This is a genomic window from Pseudomonas sp. W2Oct36 (assembly GCF_041060465.1).
Classification (GTDB): Bacteria; Pseudomonadota; Gammaproteobacteria; order Pseudomonadales; family Pseudomonadaceae; genus Aquipseudomonas; species Aquipseudomonas graminis_B.
In genome coordinates this window covers 254,013-273,679 of sequence record NZ_JAUERW010000005.1, presented here as the reverse complement: position 1 = coordinate 273,679, position 19,667 = coordinate 254,013, and the positions used below count along the sequence as shown (strand labels likewise).

General features: G+C 62.0%; 16 protein-coding genes and 1 riboswitch. Of the genes, 15 read left to right on the top strand and 1 reads right to left on the bottom strand.

Going from position 1 to position 19,667, the window contains the following annotated elements:
• Positions 1-1,288: 1,288 nt before the first annotated feature.
• The 13 genes from QWI18_RS10510 (at position 1,289) to astE (ending at position 14,690) form a co-directional block, all read left to right on the top strand.
• Positions 1,289-2,065 (top strand): ABC transporter substrate-binding protein, encoded by a 777-nt coding sequence (locus QWI18_RS10510; protein WP_065986206.1) that lies wholly within the window; start codon positions 1,289-1,291, stop codon positions 2,063-2,065.
• A gap of 91 nt (positions 2,066-2,156) precedes the next feature.
• The gene (locus tag QWI18_RS10505) at positions 2,157-2,846 is read left to right on the top strand and encodes an ABC transporter permease (protein WP_065986205.1); all 690 of its coding nucleotides are present in this window, start codon (positions 2,157-2,159) and stop codon (positions 2,844-2,846) included.
• Positions 2,843-3,541 carry an ABC transporter permease gene (locus QWI18_RS10500; protein WP_065986204.1) on the top strand — a complete coding sequence of 233 codons (699 nt, stop codon included), beginning with the start codon at positions 2,843-2,845 and terminating at the stop codon, positions 3,539-3,541. The genes QWI18_RS10505 and QWI18_RS10500 overlap by 4 nt, the downstream gene beginning before the upstream one ends.
• 1 nt (position 3,542) lies before the next feature.
• Positions 3,543-4,655: a succinylglutamate desuccinylase/aspartoacylase family protein gene (locus tag QWI18_RS10495; RefSeq protein ID WP_369318797.1), complete on the top strand. Its 1,113-nt coding sequence runs from the start codon at positions 3,543-3,545 to the stop codon at positions 4,653-4,655.
• A gap of 21 nt (positions 4,656-4,676) precedes the next feature.
• Complete coding sequence (locus QWI18_RS10490; protein WP_074890334.1) at positions 4,677-5,441, top strand: ABC transporter ATP-binding protein; 765 nt, start codon at positions 4,677-4,679, stop codon at positions 5,439-5,441.
• A gap of 149 nt (positions 5,442-5,590) precedes the next feature.
• A complete protein-coding gene (gene argR, locus QWI18_RS10485; RefSeq protein ID WP_369318796.1) occupies positions 5,591-6,574 on the top strand; it encodes a transcriptional regulator ArgR in 984 nt (327 codons plus the stop codon).
• 224 nt (positions 6,575-6,798) lie between these two features.
• Positions 6,799-8,019: an aspartate aminotransferase family protein gene (locus QWI18_RS10480; protein ID WP_369318795.1), complete on the top strand. Its 1,221-nt coding sequence runs from the start codon at positions 6,799-6,801 to the stop codon at positions 8,017-8,019.
• 209 nt (positions 8,020-8,228) lie between these two features.
• Positions 8,229-9,260 (top strand): arginine/ornithine succinyltransferase subunit alpha, encoded by a 1,032-nt coding sequence (gene aruF, locus QWI18_RS10475; protein ID WP_065986199.1) that lies wholly within the window; start codon positions 8,229-8,231, stop codon positions 9,258-9,260.
• 123 nt (positions 9,261-9,383) lie between these two features.
• Positions 9,384-10,409 (top strand): arginine N-succinyltransferase, encoded by a 1,026-nt coding sequence (gene astA, locus QWI18_RS10470; RefSeq protein ID WP_369318794.1) that lies wholly within the window; start codon positions 9,384-9,386, stop codon positions 10,407-10,409.
• Entirely contained in the window at positions 10,406-11,875 is a 1,470-nt protein-coding gene (astD, locus tag QWI18_RS10465) for a succinylglutamate-semialdehyde dehydrogenase (RefSeq protein WP_369318793.1), read from the top strand. The genes astA and astD overlap by 4 nt, the downstream gene beginning before the upstream one ends.
• Before the next feature lie 70 nt (positions 11,876-11,945).
• On the top strand, positions 11,946-13,292 hold the full coding sequence (astB, locus tag QWI18_RS10460; protein WP_369318792.1) for an N-succinylarginine dihydrolase: 1,347 nt from the start codon (positions 11,946-11,948) through the stop codon (positions 13,290-13,292).
• A gap of 76 nt (positions 13,293-13,368) precedes the next feature.
• Positions 13,369-13,662 (top strand): topoisomerase II, encoded by a 294-nt coding sequence (locus QWI18_RS10455; RefSeq protein ID WP_065986195.1) that lies wholly within the window; start codon positions 13,369-13,371, stop codon positions 13,660-13,662.
• Positions 13,663-13,682: 20 nt separating this feature from the next.
• Positions 13,683-14,690, top strand: a complete 1,008-nt coding sequence (gene astE / locus QWI18_RS10450) for a succinylglutamate desuccinylase (protein WP_369318791.1) — start codon at positions 13,683-13,685, stop codon at positions 14,688-14,690.
• Between the two features lie 185 nt (positions 14,691-14,875).
• On the opposite strand, the gene QWI18_RS10445 is transcribed toward astE, so the two are convergent.
• Positions 14,876-15,370, bottom strand: coding sequence for a 6,7-dimethyl-8-ribityllumazine synthase (locus QWI18_RS10445; RefSeq protein ID WP_065986193.1), 495 nt, complete (start codon positions 15,368-15,370; stop codon positions 14,876-14,878).
• A gap of 125 nt (positions 15,371-15,495) precedes the next feature.
• A riboswitch (FMN riboswitch) is annotated at positions 15,496-15,655 on the bottom strand.
• A 183-nt stretch (positions 15,656-15,838) separates the two neighbouring features.
• Between QWI18_RS10445 and ltaE the strand changes: the two genes are divergently transcribed.
• Both ltaE and alaS read left to right on the top strand, forming a co-directional pair.
• The gene (gene ltaE / locus QWI18_RS10440; protein ID WP_369318790.1) at positions 15,839-16,843 is read left to right on the top strand and encodes a low-specificity L-threonine aldolase; all 1,005 of its coding nucleotides are present in this window, start codon (positions 15,839-15,841) and stop codon (positions 16,841-16,843) included.
• A 142-nt stretch (positions 16,844-16,985) separates the two neighbouring features.
• On the top strand, positions 16,986-19,607 hold the full coding sequence (gene alaS, locus QWI18_RS10435; protein WP_369318789.1) for an alanine--tRNA ligase: 2,622 nt from the start codon (positions 16,986-16,988) through the stop codon (positions 19,605-19,607).
• Positions 19,608-19,667: the final 60 nt, after the last annotated feature.

Below are 19,667 nucleotides of genomic sequence, written 5' to 3'. Positions count from 1 at the left end.
TCGCTAAGATCAAGAGCGTCTGCCTAAAGGCAGACGTTTCGCCTTCGGCGAGTTACTTGGAAAAGCACCCCAAGTAACCAAGGGTGCCTGCTCCTGGTTGGGCCCTTCCTTCGTCGGGTTCCTTCACTCCGGTCTCGCTCCGTGGGCTCGCGCCGAACGGACATCCATGTCCTGACGGCGCTCTCGCCGCATCCATGCGGCTCGGCCCACTCCGCGAGACCTACGTTCAGCCTGCACCCAAGTCGCGATTGGTGTCGTCTGGAACTCTTGTGTTCGAAGATCAAGATCAACAGCTTCCCGGCTGAAGCCGGTTCTACAGGTGCGCGCGGTCTGTTAGTGGGACCGGCTTTAGCCGGGAAGAGGCCAGTCTAGGCGCCAACAATTTTGCTGATCGCACCCCCTCCCTGTGGGAGCGAGCTTGCTCGCGAATGCTGTATTCCAAACACCAGATATTCGATGGATGTACCAACCCCTTCGTGAGCAAGCTCACTCCCACAAGTCCATGGCGACTCATCTGCCCTCGATCCGTCCTCTATCTGTTCTTGATCTGCTTTTGATCTTCATGCGCAAAAGAGGTTCTAACACCGCCAATCGCGACTTGGGTGCAGGCTGAACGCAGACGACGCGGAGTGGGTCGAGCCGCATGGATGCGGCGAGAGCGCCGTCAGGACATGGATGTCCGTTCGGCGCGGGCCCACGGAGCGTCGTCGGAGTGAGGGTATTCCGACGCAGGAGGAACCCAACCAGGAGCACAAGCCCTTGGTTACTTGGGGCTTTATCAAGTAACTCGCCGAAGGCGAAACAGTCCGCCCCCAGGCGGACGCTCTTGACCTTCACGTTTCCCAGACTCAGGAATCGGGAAATATCGATTTGTTACCGCACATCCGCCCCGGTAACCTCCCCCCCCGCTGTGGGGCGTTTGCACCCGAAAACAAAGCATTTCATCGCCCCGAATCAACCCGCTCCCACGCTGGACTTGCCGGATCATAAGGCTTTGCCAATAATGGGCGCGTTATTTGCTTCGCTGATAGGTTTGCCAACTCTGGCCCTTGCATAAAGCTTTTTGGATGTCAATTAGCCTGAATACGATTTCATGCGCTTCTGTAACTAGTTGTCGCATTGAAGAAATATCGACTTTCAGCCTGCCGCTAAAATGCCGACCACTCGCCGAAGGCTAGTCGGGTCCAGAGACCCGCCGGCACCTCGCGTCGCAATTTCTGATTCCTCCTGTTCATTGAGCGCCTCGCTCACTGCCATTTGTCGCGTTATACCGATGGAGTTCCAAGAAATGAAAAAGCTCATGCTGCTGGGTGCGCTGGCACTGACCGTATTGGCACAGCCCGTATTCGCCGATGAAAAGCCCATGAAGATCGGCATCGAAGCGGCATACCCTCCGTTTGCCTCCAAGGCACCGGACGGCAGCATCGTCGGCTTCGACTACGACATCGGCAACGCCCTGTGCGAAGAGATGAAGGTCAAGTGCGTATGGGTCGAGCAGGAATTCGACGGCCTGATCCCTGCGCTGAAAGTGCGCAAGATCGACGCCATCCTGTCCTCTATGTCCATCACCGAAGACCGCAAGAAGTCCGTCGACTTCACCAACAAGTACTACAACACCCCGGCCCGCCTGGTCATGAAGCAGGGCACCGTCGTCAGCGATGGCATGACCGAACTCAAGGGCAAGAACATCGGCGTGCAGCGTGGCTCGATCCACGAGCGTTTCGCCCGCGAAGTCCTGGCCCCGCTGGGTGCTGAAATCAAGCCGTACAGCTCGCAGAACGAAGTCTATCTGGACATCGGCGCCGGTCGTCTCGATGGCACCGTGGCCGACGCCACCCTCCTGCAGGACGGCTTCCTGAACACCGAATCCGGCAAAGGCTACGCGTTCGTCGGCCCGGCCTTCACCGACGTCAACTACTTCGGCGACGGCGTCGGCATTGCCGTGCGCAAAGGCGACAAGGCTGATCTGGACAAGCTCAACGCAGCCATCGCGGCCATTCGTGCCAACGGCAAATACAAAGCCATTCAAGACAAGTACTTCGACTTCGACATCTACGGCAAGTAACGTGGTTTGAAGCCGTCAATGGCGCAAGCAGCCGGTCACCGTACCGACTGATTGCGCCATTTTTCTATCCCGCGCTTGAGGGCCAAACAACATGTTGAAAGGTTACGGAGCCGTCATCCTCGACGGTGCATGGCTGACCTTGCAGCTCGCTCTGTGCTCCATGGCGCTGGCGATCGTGCTCGGCCTGATCGGCGTGGCATTGCGGCTGTCGCCGGTGCGATGGCTGGCATGGCTGGGCGATCTGTATTCCACCGTGATCCGCGGCATTCCCGATCTGGTGCTGATCCTGCTGATTTTCTACGGCGGTCAGGACCTGCTCAACCGCATCGCGCCGCTGCTCGGTCACGACGACTACATCGACCTGAACCCGCTGGTGGCCGGCATCGGCACGCTGGGTTTCATTTTTGGCGCGTACCTGTCGGAGACCTTCCGCGGCGCGTTCATGGCCATCCCGAAAGGGCAGGCCGAAGCGGGCATGGCCTACGGCATGAGCAGTGGCCGGGTGTTCTTCCGCATTCTGGTGCCGCAGATGATTCGCCTGGCGATCCCCGGGTTCACCAATAACTGGCTGGTACTGACCAAGGCCACCGCGCTGATTTCCGTGGTCGGTCTGCAGGACATGATGTTCAAGGCCAAGCAGGCGGCCGATGCCACCCGCGAACCCTTCACTTTCTTCCTCGCAGTCGCGGCCATGTACCTGGTGATCACCAGTGTCTCGCTGCTGGTACTGCGCTACATCGAAAAACGTTACTCGGCCGGCGTAAGGGTGGCAGACCTATGATTTTCGACTACAACGTCGTCTGGGAAAGCCTGCCGCTGTACGTCGGCGGCCTGCTGATCACCCTCAAACTGCTCGCGCTGTCACTGTTCTTCGGCCTGCTCGCCGCACTGCCGCTTGGCCTGATGCGCGTGTCGAAAATCGCCTGGGTCAATCTGCTGGCGTGGAGCTACACCTACGTCATTCGCGGCACGCCGATGCTGGTGCAGTTGTTCCTTATCTACTACGGGCTCGCGCAATTCGAAGCAGTGCGTGAAAGCATTCTGTGGCCGTGGCTGTCGAGCGCGACCTTTTGCGCGTGCCTGGCCTTCGCCATCAACACCAGCGCCTACACCGCTGAAATCATCGCCGGCAGCCTGAAGTCCACGCCGCCGGGCGAGATCGAGGCGGCGCGGGCGATGGGCATGTCGAAAGCCAAGATGTACCGCCGCATTCTGCTGCCGTCGGCCCTGCGCCGGGCGCTGCCGCAGTACAGCAACGAAGTGATCATGATGCTGCAGACCACCAGTCTGGCGTCCATCGTCACGTTGATGGACATCACTGGTGCGGCGCGCGCGGTCAACGCGCAGTTCTACCTGCCGTTCGAGGCCTACATCACCGCAGGCGTTTTCTACCTGTGCCTGACGTTCATTCTGGTGAAACTGTTCAAGCTGGCCGAGCGCCGCTGGCTCAGTTACCTCGCTCCGAGGAAGCACTGATATGCAGCGCATCGATCACGATTTGCCGTGGGGTAACCTCGGCACCCAGCGCACCTTGAGTGTGTTCCGATTCGGGCAGGGCGAGCGCAAGGCCTACATTCAGGCCAGCCTGCACGCCGATGAGTTGCCGGGCATGCGCACCGCCTGGGAATTGAAAAAACGCCTGACACAGCTGGAAGAGCAGAGCCTGCTCAAAGGCGTCATCGAGCTGGTGCCGGTCGCCAACCCGATCGGTCTGGGCCAGTTGCTGCAGGGCAACCATCAGGGCCGTTTCGAGTACGGCAGCGGCAAGAACTTCAACCGCGATTTCACCGAACTCAGCGAGCCAGTTGCCTTGGCGCTGGCGGGCAAGCTCGGCGACGCCCCCCACGCCAACATCAAGCTGATTCGTCAGGCCATGGCCGACGTGCTCGAGCAATTGCCGCCTGCCGGCAGCGAGCTGGCCGGCATGCAGCGCGTTTTGCTCAGTCATGCCTGCAGCGCCGACGTGGTGCTGGACCTGCATTGCGACACCGACGCCTCGCTGCACATGTACGCCTTGCCCCAGCACTGGCCCCAATGGCGTTCGCTGTCGGCGCATCTGGGGGTGACCGTTGCGCTGCTGGCCGAAGATTCCGGCGGCAGCTCGTTCGACGAAGCCTGTTCGCTGCCGTGGCTGCGTTTGTCCAAGCACTTCCCGGACGCGCAGATTCCGCTGGCCTGCCTGGCCACCACCCTGGAGCTGGGCGGTCAGCTCAACACCGGCAAGGCCGAAGCCGAGGCCTACGCCGAAGGCATTCTGGCGTTTCTGGCCGAGCAGGGCCTGATCGGCGGCGAGTGGCCGCAACCGGTCCATGAGGCTTGTGAGGGCATGCCCTTCGAAGGCACCGAAATGATTTATGCGCCCCATCCCGGCGTGCTGACGTTTTTACGTCCGGCGGGAGCCTGGGTCGAACCCGGCGAACCGCTGTTCGAGGTCATTGACCCGTTGACCGATCGCGCCACCACCGTCTGTGCCGGTACGGCCGGGGTGCTGTTCGCCATCGAAAAACTGCGATACGCCCAGCCGGGCTTCTGGATGGCCAAAGTGGCCGGCCGCACGCCGTTGCGCAGCGGCCGCCTGCTCAGTGACTGATTACTTGTGAGAACCGACATCATGAACAAACTGGAAGTCCAGGACCTGCACAAGTGCTATGGCAGTCACGAAGTGCTCAAAGGCGTTTCGCTGACCGCCAGAGCCGGCGATGTCATCAGCATCATCGGCTCCAGCGGGTCGGGTAAAAGCACCTTTCTGCGCTGCATTAACTTGCTGGAGCAGCCAAAATCCGGCCGCATCCTGCTCAACAACGAAGAGCTCAAGCTGGTCTCCAACAAGAACGGCGGCTTGAAGGCGGCGGACCCCAAACAGCTGCAGCGCATGCGTTCGCGCCTGTCGATGGTGTTTCAGCACTTCAACCTGTGGTCGCACATGACCGCGATGGAAAACATCATCGAAGCGCCGGTGCACGTCCTGGGCGTGCCGAAGAAAGAAGCGCTGGAAAAGGCCGAACATTACCTGAACAAGGTCGGTGTCTATCACCGCAAGGACGCTTACCCGGGGCACATGTCCGGCGGCGAACAGCAGCGCGTGGCGATTGCCCGGGCGCTGGCCGTGGAACCGGAAGTCATGCTGTTTGACGAACCAACGTCCGCCCTCGACCCCGAGCTGGTCGGCGACGTGCTGAAAGTCATGCAGGCGCTGGCTCAGGAAGGCCGAACCATGGTGGTGGTGACCCACGAAATGGGCTTCGCCCGTGAAGTGTCGAACCAGCTGATCTTCCTGCACAAGGGCCTGGTCGAAGAGTCCGGCAACCCCCGTGAAGTGCTGGTTAATCCGAAATCCGAGCGTCTGCAGCAGTTCCTGTCCGGCAGTTTGAAGTAACCCGCCCGCCACGTGAGAGCGGTGCGTTTTGCATCAGAACGGTTCATGCTGCGCGTCATCCAGACCGCAGCCATTGACTGCAGGTTACAGAATCCCATCGCATGCCAGGCGTGCGACCCCTTTTAGCGACACGTTTCGGACTGCACGCCATGACTGCCCATCGAATCGGATTTCTCATCTGGCCCGGCACCAAAGCCTTGACCCTGGCGCTGGCAGAGGAAGCCCTGCGTGTTGCTCAGCGCGTTCACCCCGAAGTGGTTTACGAACTGTCGTTTCTGCAGGCCGAGCCGCTCGTTGACGCTGCCGGTTGGCAGCTGCCGGGCGAGCCGTGGGTCGGTCGTCTGGAAGGGTTTCAGAAGCTGTTTCTGCTGGCCGACGAGCCGCCGGCGCCGATGTCTTCGGCCCTCGGTGGCGCGCTCAAACAACTGGTTCGTGCCGGTTGCGTGATCGGTGGATTGTCGGCGGGCGTGTACCCGCTGGCGCAGTTGGGTCTGCTCGACGGTTACCGTGCCGCGGTGCACTGGCGCTGGCAGGATGATTTCGCCGAGCGCTTCCCAAAGGTCATTGCCACCAGTCATTTGTTCGACTGGGATCGTGATCGCCTGACCGCCTGCGGCGGGATGTCGGTGCTGGATCTGTTGCTGGCGGTGCTGGCCCGTGATCACGGCGCCGAACTGGCCGGCGCGGTGTCGGAAGAACTGGTGGTAGAGCGCATCCGTGAAGGCGGCGAGCGGCAGCGGATTCCATTGCAAAACCGTCTCGGTTCCAGCCACCCGAAGCTGACCCAGGCGGTGCTGTTGATGGAAGCCAACATCGAAGAACCGCTGACCACCGACGAAATCGCCCAGCACGTGTGCGTGTCGCGCCGTCAGTTGGAGCGCATCTTCAAGCAGTACCTCAATCGCGTGCCGAGCCAGTACTACCTCGAACTGCGCCTGAACAAGGCCCGACAGATGCTGATGCAGACCAGCAAATCGATCATTCAGATCGGCCTGTCCTGCGGGTTCTCCTCAGGGCCGCATTTCTCCAGCGCCTACCGCAACTTCTTCGGCGCCACCCCCCGCGAAGACCGCAACCAGCGCCGCAGCAGCAGCCCGTTCGAATTGTCCTCGGTGCCCGCCGAGCGCGGCTGAATATTCAGCTTGGCCGGTTTCGAATCAGCACTGCTCCAGGCGCACGCCACCGGTTAAACTGCGCCTTTGTGACGCAATTTGTCGCATTGCCGAAAACCCCGTAAAAAGCCGGTTTGGCGCTATAAGAAGTTGTCGCTTGGCGGCAAGGCCCGGCCCGAATCAGTCCTTACAATCCTTCCATCGCTCGCCTGTCCCAGGCAGGCGTTCCTCTTCAGGAGACTCCGATGTCCGTTGAGCAAGTACCGGTGCAACGTGCCGATTTCGACCAGGTGATGGTTCCCAACTATGCCCCGGCAGCGTTTATCCCCGTGCGCGGTCAGGGCTCTCGCGTCTGGGATCAGTCGGGTCGTGAACTGATTGATTTCTCCGGCGGCATCGCGGTCAACGTGCTGGGCCACGCGCACCCTGCGCTGGTCGGCGCGCTGACCGAACAGGCCAACAAGCTGTGGCACGTTTCCAACGTCTTCACCAACGAACCGGCGCTGCGCTTCGCCAAAAAGCTGGTCGACGCCACTTTCGCCGACCGCGTCTTCTTCTGTAACTCCGGCGCTGAAGCCAACGAAGCTGCGTTCAAGCTGGCCCGCCGCGTTTCCCACGATCTGTATGGCCCGGACAAGTACGAAATCGTCGCAGCCCTGAACAGCTTCCACGGTCGCACCCTGTTCACCGTGAGCGTCGGCGGTCAGCCGAAATACTCCGACGGCTTCGGCCCGAAAATCACTGGCATTACCCACGTCCCGTTCAATGACCTCGACGCGCTGAAAGCCGCCGTCTCGGACAAGACCTGCGCGGTGGTGCTGGAGCCGATCCAGGGCGAGGGCGGCGTACTGCCTGCCGAACTCGACTACCTGCAAGGCGCGCGCAAGTTGTGTGACGACCACAACGCGCTGCTGGTCTTCGACGAAGTCCAGAGCGGCATGGGCCGCAGCGGTCACCTGTTTGCGTACATGCATTACGGCGTGACGCCGGACATTCTCTCCAGCGCGAAAAGCATCGGCGGCGGCTTCCCGATGGCGGCCATGCTGACCACCGAAAAACTCGCCAAGCACCTGGCCGTTGGCGTTCACGGCACCACCTACGGCGGCAACCCGCTGGCGTGCGCGGTGGGCGAGGCGGTCATCGACGTGATCAACACCCCGGAAGTGCTGGCCGGCGTGAAGGCCAAGCATGAACGGTTCAAGGCCCGTCTGGAGACGATCGGTCAGCAGTACGGCGTGTTCAGCCAGGTGCGCGGCATGGGTCTGTTGATCGGCTGCGTGTTGACCGAGGCCTGGAAGGGCAAGGCCAAGGACTTCTTCAACGCCGCCGAGCAGGAAGGCGTCATGGTGCTTCAGGCCGGTCCCGATGTGGTGCGTTTCGCGCCGAGTCTGGTGGTTGAAGACGCCGACATCGAGGAAGGCCTGAACCGTTTCGAACGGGCGGTCGCCAAGCTGACCGGGGCGTAAGTCCTTCGGTCGACCGGGACACACCCTTTGGCTGATTGGCGTACGCCTTCCCTGTAGGAGTGAGCTTGCTCGCGATAGCGTTGTGTCAGATGCAGATGCCTCGCTGGACCACCGCTATCGCGAGCAAGCTCACTCCTACGAGTTGTAGCCAGACAGACCTTTTTTATTGCCGTTAAACCGGCCCGATTTTTTTCTCAAGGAGTGACACCATGCTGGTGATGCGCCCCGCGCAAATGGCGGATCTGAGCGAGGTTCAACGACTCGCGGCAGACAGCCCGATTGGTGTCACGTCCCTGCCGGATGACGCTGGACGTCTGGGTGACAAGATTGCCGCGTCCGAAGCCTCGTTCTCGGCGGAAGTCAGTTTCAACGGCGAAGAGACCTACTTCTTTGTCCTCGAAGACACAGAAGCAGGCCGTCTGGTGGGCTGTTCCGGGATCGTCGCTTCGGCGGGCTATTCCGAGCCGTTCTACAGCTTTCGCAACGAAACCTTCGTCCACGCCTCCCGCGAACTGAAGATCCACAACAAGATTCATGTGCTTTCGCAGTGCCACGACCTCACGGGCAACAGCCTACTGACCAGCTTCTACGTGCTGCCTGAACTGGTTGGCACGCTGTGGTCCGAGCTCAACTCCCGCGGCCGTTTGCTGTTCGTCGCCAGCCACCCGGAGCGCTTCGCCGATTCAGTGGTCACCGAAATCGTCGGTTACAGCGACGACCACGGCGACTCGCCGTTCTGGGACGCCATCGGGCGCAACTTCTTCGACATCAACTACGCCGAAGCCGAGCGCCTGTGCGGGCTGAAAAGCCGGACCTTCCTCGCCGAGCTGATGCCCCATTACCCGATCTACGTGCCGCTGCTGCCCGATGAAGCGCAAGAAGCCATGGGCCAAGTCCATCCGCGTGCGCAGATCACCTTCGATATCCTGATGCGCGAAGGCTTCGAGACCGACCATTACATCGACATCTTCGACGGCGGGCCGACCCTCCACGCGCGGGTGTCCGGCATTCGCTCCATCGCCCAGAGCCGCGTCGTGCCGGTCAAGGTCGACACGGTCAGCACCGGTGATGCGGTCAAGGGTGGCCGACCTTATCTGGTTTCCAATGGCCAGCTGCAGGATTACCGCGCCGTGATGCTGGAGCTGGACTGGGTGCCCGGCAAACCGGTGGCCCTGAGCCTGGCCGCGGCCGAAGCGCTGGGCGTCGGCGAAGGCGCCAGTGTGCGTATCGTCGCGGTCTGACAACCGGGTCATGTTGGGTTGAGATGAGTTGACGGCGACCGGTGCTGCAGTGGCAGGCCGACGCCGTAAAGCAGGTTAGCGAGTTCGCCGGGGGTTGCAGAACCCACGGCTTGAGGAGAAAGCATGATCGTTCGTCCCGTACGCAGCAGTGACCTTCCGGCGCTGATCGAGCTGGCGCGCAGCACCGGCGCAGGCCTGACCACCTTGCCGGCCAATGAAGAGCGTCTGGCGCACCGGGTCGGCTGGGCCGAGAAAACCTTCCGTGGCGAGGCCGGGCGGGGCGACGCCGACTACCTGTTCGTGCTCGAAGATGACGACGAAAAAGTCGTGGGCATTTCAGCCGTAGCTGGGGCCGTAGGGCTGCGCGAGCCCTGGTACAACTACCGGGTGGGCCTGACGGTCAGCGCCTCCCAAGAGCTGAACATCTACCGCGAGATCCCGACGCTGTTCCTGGCCAACGACCTCACCGGCAACTCCGAGCTGTGCTCGCTGTTCCTCCACGCCGATTACCGCAATGGCCTCAACGGCCGGTTGCTGTCCAAGGCGCGGATGCTGTTCATTGCCGAATTCCCGGAGCTGTTCGGCACCAAGACCATCGCGGAAATGCGCGGCATCTCCGACGAGCAGGGCCACTCGCCGTTCTGGGAAAGCCTGGGCCGGCACTTCTTCAAAATGGAATTCAGTCAGGCGGACTACCTCACCGGTGTCGGTAACCGCGCTTTTATTGCCGAGCTGATGCCGAAGTTTCCGCTGTACAGCTGCTTCCTCTCGGAGGCCGCGCGCGAGGTCATCGGCCGCGTACACGTCAGCACCGAACCGGCGCTGGCCATGCTCAAGGCCGAAGGCTTCAGCTATCAGGGTTACGTCGACATCTTCGACGCAGGCCCCGCTATCGAGTGTGAGACCAGCAAGATCCGCGCAGTCCGTGACAGCCAGGCCCTGGTGCTGGCGGTCGGGACGCCGGGTGACGATGCGACGCCGTTCCTTATTCATAACCGCAAGCGCGAAGACTGCCGCGTGACCGCTGCGCCGGCGCGTTTCGCCGCCGGCACCCTGGTGGTCGACCCGCAGACGGCCAAGCGCTTGCGCCTCAGCGCCGGTGATCAGGTTCGCGCCGTGCCGCTGTCGCCTGCCCGGGAGGGTATTTGATGAACACCTTGTATATCGGCGGTGCCTGGCAGGACGGCCAGGGCGACGCATTCAATTCCCTGAACCCGGTGACCCAGCAGGTGATCTGGTCCGGCAAAAGCGCAACGGCTGAACAGGTCGGCGCGGCGGTCAAATCGGCTCGTCAGGCGTTTCCGGCCTGGGCGACGCGCAGCCTGAACGAGCGCATCGGCGTGCTCGAAGCCTTCGCTGCTGCGCTGAAGAGCCGTGCCGATGAAATCGCCCGTTGCATCGGTGAGGAAACCGGCAAGCCGCTGTGGGAATCGGCGACTGAAGTGACCAGCATGGCTAACAAAGTCGCGATCTCGATTCAGAGCTACCGCGAGCGGACGGGCGAGAAGAGCGGCCCCCTGGGCGACGCCACCGCTGTGCTGCGCCACAAGCCCCACGGCGTGGTGGCGGTGTTCGGGCCTTACAACTTCCCGGGGCACTTGCCTAACGGGCACATCGTCCCGGCGTTGCTGGCGGGCAACACCGTGGTGTTCAAGCCCAGCGAACTGACGCCCAAAGTCGCCGAACTGACCGTGCAATGCTGGATCGAAGCAGGTCTGCCGGCGGGCGTGCTCAATCTGCTGCAAGGTGCCCGTGACACCGGTATCGCGCTGGCCGGCCATTCAGGCATCGACGGGTTGTTCTTCACCGGTTCGAGCCGCACTGGCAATTCGCTGCATCAACAGTTCGCCGGCCGTCCGGACAAGATTCTTGCCCTGGAGATGGGTGGCAACAACCCGCTGGTGGTCGATCAGGTCGCCGATGTCGATGCCGCGGTCTACACCGTGATTCAGTCGGCCTTTATTTCCGCCGGCCAGCGCTGCACCTGCGCCCGCCGTCTGCTGGTGCCCGAAGGGGCGTGGGGCGATGCATTCCTGGCGCGGCTGGTTGAGGTGACATCGACCCTTCAGGTCGGCGCCTTCGATCAACAACCTGCGCCGTTCATGGGTTCGGTGATTTCCCTTGCCGCTGCCCGTGCGCTGCTTGATGCCCAGGAAGTGATGCTGGCCAACGGCGCGATTGCCCTGCTCGAAATGACCCAGCCTGGCGCGCAGTCGGCGCTGCTGACCCCGGGCATCATCGACGTCAGTGACGTGGCTGATCGCGAGGATGAGGAATTGTTCGGGCCGCTGTTGCAGGTCATTCGCTACGCTGATTTCGACGCCGCGATCGAAGAGGCCAACGCCACGCAGTACGGGCTGGCGGCGGGGCTGTTGTCGGACTCCCAGGCGCGCTATCAACAGTTCTGGCTGCAGAGCCGCGCGGGTATCGTGAACTGGAACAAGCAGCTGACCGGCGCGGCCAGTACCGCACCGTTCGGCGGTGTCGGCGCCTCCGGTAACCATCGCGCCAGCGCCTATTACGCGGCGGATTATTGCGCGTACCCGGTGGCCTCGCTGGAGACGGAAACCCTGGCACTGCCTGCCAGCCTGACGCCCGGCATTACCCTGAATTGAGCGCGCTCCTTGATAGCGCAGCGCACGTCGAAGAACGTGCACATAAAAACAGATCCACGGAGCCTCACCGATGAAATCCTGTGAAGTCAACTTTGACGGTCTAGTGGGCCCGACCCACAACTACGGTGGGCTGTCCTACGGCAACGTTGCGTCCCAGAACAACTGCCAGCAATCCTCCAACCCGCGCGAGGCCGCTTTGCAGGGGCTGGCCAAAATGAAAGCGCTGATGGAGATGGGGTTCACCCAGGGCGTACTGGCCCCCCAGGAACGCCCCGACGTGGCCGGTCTTCGCAAGCTGGGCTTCAGCGGCAGCGACGCACAGGTGATCGAGCGCGCCGCCAAAGAGTCGATGCCGCTGCTGGCCGCCAGTTGCTCAGCGTCGAGCATGTGGGTGGCCAATGCCGCCACGGTCAGCCCGAGCGCCGACACCGACGACGGCCGCGTGCATTTCACCGCCGCCAACCTCAACTGCAAATACCACCGAAGCATCGAGCACCCGACCACCAGCCGTGTCCTCGGCGCGATGTTCGCTGATCAGCAGCATTTCGCCCACCACGCGGCGCTGCCTGCCGTCGCCCAGTTCGGCGACGAAGGTGCGGCCAATCACACGCGCTTTTGTCGCAGCTACGGAGAGCCCGGCGTCGAATTTTTCGTCTTCGGCCGCGCCGCGTTCGACAGCCGTTTCCCTGCACCGCAGAAATACCCGGCCCGTCAGACCCTCGAAGCGTCCCAGGCCGTTGCGCGTCTGCATGGCCTGAGCGCCGACGGCGTGGTCTTCGCCCAGCAGAACCCGGCGGTGATTGATCAGGGCGTGTTCCACAACGACGTGATCTCGGTCGGCAACGGTGAAGTCCTGTTCTATCACGAGGACGCCTTCCTCAACACCGAGCCCATGCTCGCCGAACTGCACAACAAGCTCGGTCAACGCGGCGGTCGCTTCCAGGCCATCTGCGTGCCGCGCAGTGAAGTGGCCGTGGAAGACGCGGTGCGTTCGTACCTGTTCAACAGCCAGTTGCTGTCCCGCGCCGACGGTTCGATGCTGCTGATCGTGCCGGAAGAGTGCCGCAGCAACGAGCGCGTGTGGCATTACTTGCAGCGCCTGCTGGCGGACGACAGCCCGATCCGCGAGGTCAAGGTGTTCGACCTCAAGCAGAGCATGCAGAACGGCGGCGGCCCGGCGTGCCTGCGTCTTCGCGTGGCGCTGAATGAAACCGAACTGGCGGCGGTCAATCCAGGCGTTATCATGACCGCGCCGCTGTACGACACGCTGACGCAGTGGGTCGACAAGCACTATCGCGACCGCATGAGCGACAGTGATCTGGCCGATCCGCAATTGCTGACCGAATGCCGTACGGCGCTGGACGAACTGACGCAGCACCTGAAACTGGGCGCGGTCTATCCTTTCCAGATCAACTGATGCACCCCATCCGTTACGCCTGCGCCCAAACGGTGTCAGGCGACGATGTTTTTGCTTTTAAAGAGAGAGTTTTGCCATGACCGACGCGCTGCGTTTGATCCTTGAAGACACCGACGGCACTCAGCTGGAAACGTCCTGCACCCGTCTTGCCGTTATCTGGCAGGGCAAAGAGGTCTGGATTCAACAGGATGGCCGTGGCCAGTTGCTGATCGGCGTGGACGTCGAAGAAGGCGATGCCGAATACGCCAACCTGCTGCTGCGTCCATTGGCGACCAACCTGGTCAGCCTGCAGCTGGAAATGGAACCGGCTGACATGAGCGGCGACGACGAAGAAGGCCACGTGCACGGTCCCGACTGCACCCACGACTAAGCCTGCGCAGGAAGCTCCCCATGCTCGCCCTCGGCAAACTGCTTGAACTGACCCTCGCGGGTCGCGAACCCGCGGAAAAAACTCAGCTGACCGTCGACGGCGTTCGCATGCGCTGGCTCGCTGAAGGGGCGCTGGAAGTCCGGCCTCCCGAAGCGCGGGACAATGGCACCGACCTGCTGCTGTCCGCCGGCATCCACGGCAATGAAACCGCGCCGATCGAACTGCTCGACACGCTGATTCACGCCATCGCCCGGGGCGAACTCAAGCCTCGCGCGCGTATTCTGTTCCTGTTTGGCAACCCCGAAGCGATGCGTCGCGGCGAGCGATACGTCGAGCAGGACGTCAACCGGCTGTTCAATGGCCGTCATGAGCACAGCGGCGGCAGCGAAGCCTTGCGCGCCTGCGAACTCGAGCGTCTGGCCGCCAGCTTTTTCAACATTCCGGACCGCTACCGCCTGCACTACGACCTGCACACGGCGATTCGCGGTTCGAAGATCGAGCAGTTCGCGCTGTACCCGTGGAAGGAAGGTCGCGCCCATTCCCGCCGCGAACTCGCCCGGCTGCGGACGGCCGGCATGGAAGCGGTGCTGCTGCAGAACAAGTCATCGATCGTGTTCAGCGCCTACACCTACGACAAGCTCGACGCCGAAGCCTTCACCCTGGAGCTGGGCAAGGCGCGCCCGTTCGGGCAGAACCAGCAGGTCAATCTCGACAAACTGAAAACCTGCCTCGAACACCTGATCGCCGGCACCGAAGCCGATGAGCCTGCGGATCTGAACGGCTTGCAGCTGTTCAGCGTGGCCCGGGAGATCATCAAGCACAGCGACGCCTTCCAGCTGCACTTGCCGGCGGACATCGAGAACTTCTCGGAGCTGGAAAAAGGCTACGTGCTGGCCGAAGATTTGGCCGATTCACGCTGGGTGATAGAAGAGGAGGGCGCCCGGATCATCTTCCCCAACCCGAACGTCAAAAACGGGCTGCGCGCGGGGATTCTGATCGTGCCGGCGACTGACGAGACATTGGTCTGATGCCGGTCATGCTGGCCTCTTCCCGACTGAAGCCGGTCCCACTCAGGTAGCGCCAGCATTCAATGAAGTGCGTGGCGATCAAACCGGGCTCTTCCCGGCTAAAACCAGTCCTACAATGGGAACGCGGTAGGTCCGTAGGACCGGCTTCAGCCGGGAAGCAGTTGATCTGGATCTTCGGATGCAAATCACCCCGCCGCTTTCTGCACCTCACCCACCCGACGCACCGCACGCAATTTAGTCAGTGTGTCCGCGCAGGTCTTGGCCGCTTCCTGGCCCTTGTGCACGAAGTGATCGAAAAAGAACTTCTGGTGCTCTTCACCGGCGTGGAAGTGGTGCGGGGTCAGCACGACCGAGAACACCGGCACTTCGGTTTCCAGCTGAACCTGCATCAGCGCACTGATCACCGATTGCGCGACGAACTCATGGCGATAGATGCCGCCGTCGACCACCAGACCAGCCGCCACGACGCCGCCATAGCGACCTGACTTGGCCAGCAACTTGGCGTGAAGCGGGATTTCAAACGCGCCGCCGACCTCGAAGAAATCGATGTCGGTCTCGGCGTAACCGTGTTGCGCCATCTCGGCGACAAAGCCCTTGCGCGCCTGATCGACGATTTCCTTGTGCCAGCAGGCTTGAATGAAGGCGATGCGCTCGTGAGCGTGAATGGCGGTAGGTTGCATGTGTTCTGACTCCTGTTTAATAAAAAAACAGGGCGTTTTGGATCGAATGGGATGCCAGGGTACGTGCAAAACCGTCCTCGACGCCAAGCGCCTGAACCCGTCTCGAAACGATCCTGCTGTGCCAGTCCCGTTCTCTCTTCATCCGGACTATGACCGTCGGCCCCGGGATCACACCGAGTCTGCTGACCTTGCATCGCGCATAAGCTCGCTGCAAGCGCTCGCGGGCTAGACGCATTGCGCGCCATTACCGCCGGTGGGGAATTGCACCCCGCCCTGAGAACGTTGCCAACGGTTTTTTCCGTCGGCGTGCAGTTTGTAACATAGATTCCCGCGATCCGCTTGGAGCCTTTTTGATGGTTTTCATCAGCTTTTCTTATAAGGCGTCTTGGCATTCCTGCCTCAAGCCTTGATTATCGATGCCCCGGGCCTCAGAACTGAGGCTCGACCCTTACCAGTGGGAGCTTCATCGTGGCGGTTATCGATCTGCGCAGTGACACCGTGACCCAACCCTCTGCCGGCATGCGCGACGCCATGGCCAGCGCGCCCCTTGGCGATGACGTGTATGGCGAAGACCCGACGGTCAATCGCCTGGAGTCGTGGCTGGCGGAACGTCTGGGTTATGCCGCCGCGCTGTTCGTGCCGACCGGCACCATGAGCAACCTGCTCGGCCTGATGGCCCACTGCGAGCGCGGCGACGAATACATCGTCGGACAGCAGGCGCACACCTACAAATACGAAGGCGGCGGGGCGGCGGTGCTCGGCTCGATTCAGCCTCAGCCCCTGGACAACCAGACGGACGGATCGCTGGACCTGGATCAGGTGGCCGCCGCCATCAAGGCCGACGACTTCCATTTCGCCCGCACCCGCTTGCTGGCCCTGGAAAACACCATGCAGGGCAAGGTCCTGCCAATGGAGTACCTCTCGGCGGCCCGGGCATTCACCCGCGAAAAAGGCCTGAGCCTGCACCTCGACGGCGCGCGCCTGTACAACGCCTCCGTCAAGCTGGGCGTGGACGTGGGGGAAATCACCCGGCATTTCGATTCGGTGTCGGTGTGCCTGTCCAAAGGGCTCGGCGCGCCGGTCGGCTCGGTGCTGTGCGGCTCAAGCGAGTTCATCGCCAAGGCGCGGCGCCTGCGCAAGATGGTCGGCGGCGGCATGCGTCAGGCCGGGATGCTGGCAGCGGCGGGTTTATACGCGCTGGAGCATCAGGTCGAGCGGCTGGCCGACGATCACGCCAATGCCACCGCCCTCGGCAAGGCCCTCGCGGACCTCGGTTTTGACGTCGAGCCGGTGCAGACCAACATGGTCTACGTGCAGATCGGCGATCGTGCCCCGTCGCTAAAGGCCCTGTGTGCCGAGCGCGGTATCGTGCTCAGTGCTGCGCCGCGGTTGCGCATGGTCACCCATCTGGATGTGACGTCTGCGCATCTGGACAAGGTGGTGGCGGCCTTTGCCGAATTTGGCGTTCGCTGATCGTGTGATCAGCCCGATTGCCGGTTTCTATCGAATAACACGCTGTACCGAGCGTACAACGCCTATATAATGCGGCCCTTTGCCGTCGCTGCGTCGAATGACGCTATGCATGTGCCAGGCCGCAGTTTCCGTGGAAGAACCTATGAAAAGCGCAGAAATCCGTGAAGCCTTCCTTCGCTTCTTCGAAGAGCAAGGCCACACCCGAGTCGCCTCCAGCTCCCTGATCCCGGGCAACGACCCGACCCTGCTGTTTACCAACGCAGGCATGAACCAGTTCAAGGATTGCTTCCTCGGCCAGGAAAAACGGGCCTACACCCGCGCCGTCAGCAGCCAGAAGTGCGTGCGTGCCGGTGGCAAGCACAACGACCTGGAAAACGTCGGCTACACCGCGCGCCACCACACCTTTTTCGAAATGCTGGGCAACTTCAGCTTCGGCGACTATTTCAAGCGCGACGCAATCACCTACGCCTGGACCTTCCTCACCGGCGTGCTGAACCTGCCCAAGGAAAAACTCTGGGTCACCGTTTACGCCTCGGACGACGAAGCCTACGACATCTGGACCCAAGAGATCGGCGTGCCGGCCGAGCGCATGGTTCGCATCGGTGACAACAAGGGCGCGCCCTACGCCTCCGACAACTTCTGGACCATGGGCGACACCGGCCCGTGCGGTCCTTGCACCGAGATCTTCTACGACCACGGCGCCGACATCTGGGGTGGCCCGCCGGGTTCGCCGGAAGAAGACGGCGACCGTTACATCGAGATCTGGAACAACGTGTTCATGCAGTTCAACCGCACGGCCGACGGCGTTCTGCACCCGCTGCCAGCGCCATCGGTGGACACCGGCATGGGCCTCGAGCGCGTCAGCGCCGTGCTGCAACACGTCAATTCCAACTATGAAATCGACCTGTTCCAGAGCCTGTTGGCCGCCGCTGCCAAAGCCATCGGCTGCAGCAACGACAATCAGGCGTCCCTGAAAGTCGTCGCCGACCATATTCGTTCATGCGGCTTCCTGATTGCCGACGGCGTGCTGCCGTCCAACGAAGGCCGTGGCTACGTGCTGCGCCGCATCATTCGTCGCGCCTGCCGTCACGGCAACAAGCTGGGCGCCAAGGGCAGCTTCTTCTATCAGATCGTGGCTGCACTGGTCGCCGAAATGGGCGAAGCCTTCCCCGAACTGAAAAACCAGCAGGCGCACATCGAGCGCGTGCTGAAGGCTGAAGAAGAGCAGTTCGCCAAGACCCTGGAGCAAGGCTTGAAGATCCTCGAGCAGGATCTCGCTGAGCTCAAGGGCACCATCGTCCCTGGCGACGTGGTGTTCAAGCTCTACGACACCTACGGTTTCCCGATGGACCTCACCGGCGACATCGCTCGCGAACGCAGCCTGACCCTCGACGAGGCGGGTTTCGAGCGTGAGATGGATGCCCAGCGTGAACGAGCGCGCTCCGCCAGCTCCTTCGGCATGGACTACAACAGCCTGGTGAAGGTCGATGTGGCCACGCAGTTCACCGGCTATAAAGCCACTGCAGGCGAGGCAAAGGTCGTCGCGCTGTACAAAGACGGCCTCGCGGTCGAGCAATTGAGCGAAGGCGAGGACGGCGTGGTCATCCTCGACCAGACGCCTTTCTACGCAGAGTCCGGCGGCCAGATCGGTGACAGCGGTTACCTGACTGCCGGCGGCGAAGTGCGCTTCGACGTGAGCGACACCACCAAGACCGGCGGCGCGTTCCTGCACCACGGTGTTCAAGTGTCGGGCAGCCTGAAAGTAGGCACCACCGTCAGCACCGACGTCGCCGCCGAAGTTCGTCAGGCCACATCGCTGAACCACTCCGCCACGCACTTGCTCCACGCCGCGTTGCGTCAGGTGCTGGGCGAACACGTTCAGCAGAAAGGTTCACTGGTCGACAGTCAGCGCCTGCGTTTCGACTTCAGCCACTTCGAAGCCATCAAGCCCGAGCAGATCAAGGCGCTTGAAGACATCGTCAACGCCGAAGTGCGCAAGAACACGGCCGTCGAGACTGAAGAGACCGACATTGAGACCGCCAAGCAGAAGGGCGCCATGGCGCTGTTCGGCGAGAAGTACGGCGACAGCGTCCGCGTGCTGAGCATGGGCGGCGGTTTCTCGGTGGAACTGTGCGGCGGCATTCACGCCAACCGCACCGGCGACATCGCGCTGTTCAAGATCATCAGCGAAAGCGGTGTGGCCGCCGGCGTGCGCCGTATCGAAGCGGTGACCGGCGCTGTGGCGCTGGAATACCTGAACGCGGCTGAAGAACAACTGAAGGAAGCCGCGAACCTGGTCAAAGGCAATCGCGACAACGTTCTGGACAAGCTGTCGGCGGTGCTGGAACGCAACCGTCTGCTGGAAAAGCAGCTGGAACAACTGCAGGCCAAGGCGGCCAGTGCTGCGGGCGACGACCTGTCGGGCTCGGCAGTGGACGTCAAAGGCGTCAAAGTCCTCGCTGCCCGTCTCGACGGTCAGGATGGCAAGGCGCTGCTGGCCCTGGTTGATCAACTGAAGAACAAGCTCGGCCGCGCAGTGATCCTGCTCGGCGGGGTGCATGAAGACAAGGTCGTGCTGGTGGCAGGCGTCACCAAAGACCTGACTGGCCAACTCAAAGCCGGTGATTTGATGAAGCAAGCGGCTGCCGCGGTAGGCGGTAAAGGCGGCGGTCGTCCTGACATGGCGCAAGGCGGTGGTGTTGATGCTGCCGGACTCGAAGCAGCGCTGGCACTGGCTGTTCCGTTCGCCGAACAAGGTATTTAAGTCGACCCACCCGGGGCCCGTCGTTCGGGCTCCGGCGCTTCGCGGTTTGAATGATAACGG

Excerpts from the sequence above, each read along its gene's own strand:
- alaS (WP_369318789.1), top strand. The coding sequence starts at position 16,986 with ATGAAAAGCGCAGAAATCCGTGAAGCCTTCCTTCGCTTCTTCGAAGAG.
- QWI18_RS10445 (WP_065986193.1), bottom strand. The coding sequence starts at position 15,370 with ATGCAACCTACCGCCATTCACGCTCACGAGCGCATCGCCTTCATTCAA.
- QWI18_RS10490 (WP_074890334.1), top strand. The coding sequence starts at position 4,677 with ATGAACAAACTGGAAGTCCAGGACCTGCACAAGTGCTATGGCAGTCAC.
- argR (WP_369318796.1), top strand. The coding sequence starts at position 5,591 with ATGACTGCCCATCGAATCGGATTTCTCATCTGGCCCGGCACCAAAGCC.
- QWI18_RS10500 (WP_065986204.1), top strand. The coding sequence starts at position 2,843 with ATGATTTTCGACTACAACGTCGTCTGGGAAAGCCTGCCGCTGTACGTC.
- QWI18_RS10480 (WP_369318795.1), top strand. The coding sequence starts at position 6,799 with ATGTCCGTTGAGCAAGTACCGGTGCAACGTGCCGATTTCGACCAGGTG.
- QWI18_RS10495 (WP_369318797.1), top strand. The coding sequence starts at position 3,543 with ATGCAGCGCATCGATCACGATTTGCCGTGGGGTAACCTCGGCACCCAG.
- aruF (WP_065986199.1), top strand. The coding sequence starts at position 8,229 with ATGCTGGTGATGCGCCCCGCGCAAATGGCGGATCTGAGCGAGGTTCAA.
- QWI18_RS10455 (WP_065986195.1), top strand. The coding sequence starts at position 13,369 with ATGACCGACGCGCTGCGTTTGATCCTTGAAGACACCGACGGCACTCAG.
- astB (WP_369318792.1), top strand. The coding sequence starts at position 11,946 with ATGAAATCCTGTGAAGTCAACTTTGACGGTCTAGTGGGCCCGACCCAC.
- QWI18_RS10510 (WP_065986206.1), top strand. The coding sequence starts at position 1,289 with ATGAAAAAGCTCATGCTGCTGGGTGCGCTGGCACTGACCGTATTGGCA.
- astE (WP_369318791.1), top strand. The coding sequence starts at position 13,683 with ATGCTCGCCCTCGGCAAACTGCTTGAACTGACCCTCGCGGGTCGCGAA.
- astA (WP_369318794.1), top strand. The coding sequence starts at position 9,384 with ATGATCGTTCGTCCCGTACGCAGCAGTGACCTTCCGGCGCTGATCGAG.
- QWI18_RS10505 (WP_065986205.1), top strand. The coding sequence starts at position 2,157 with ATGTTGAAAGGTTACGGAGCCGTCATCCTCGACGGTGCATGGCTGACC.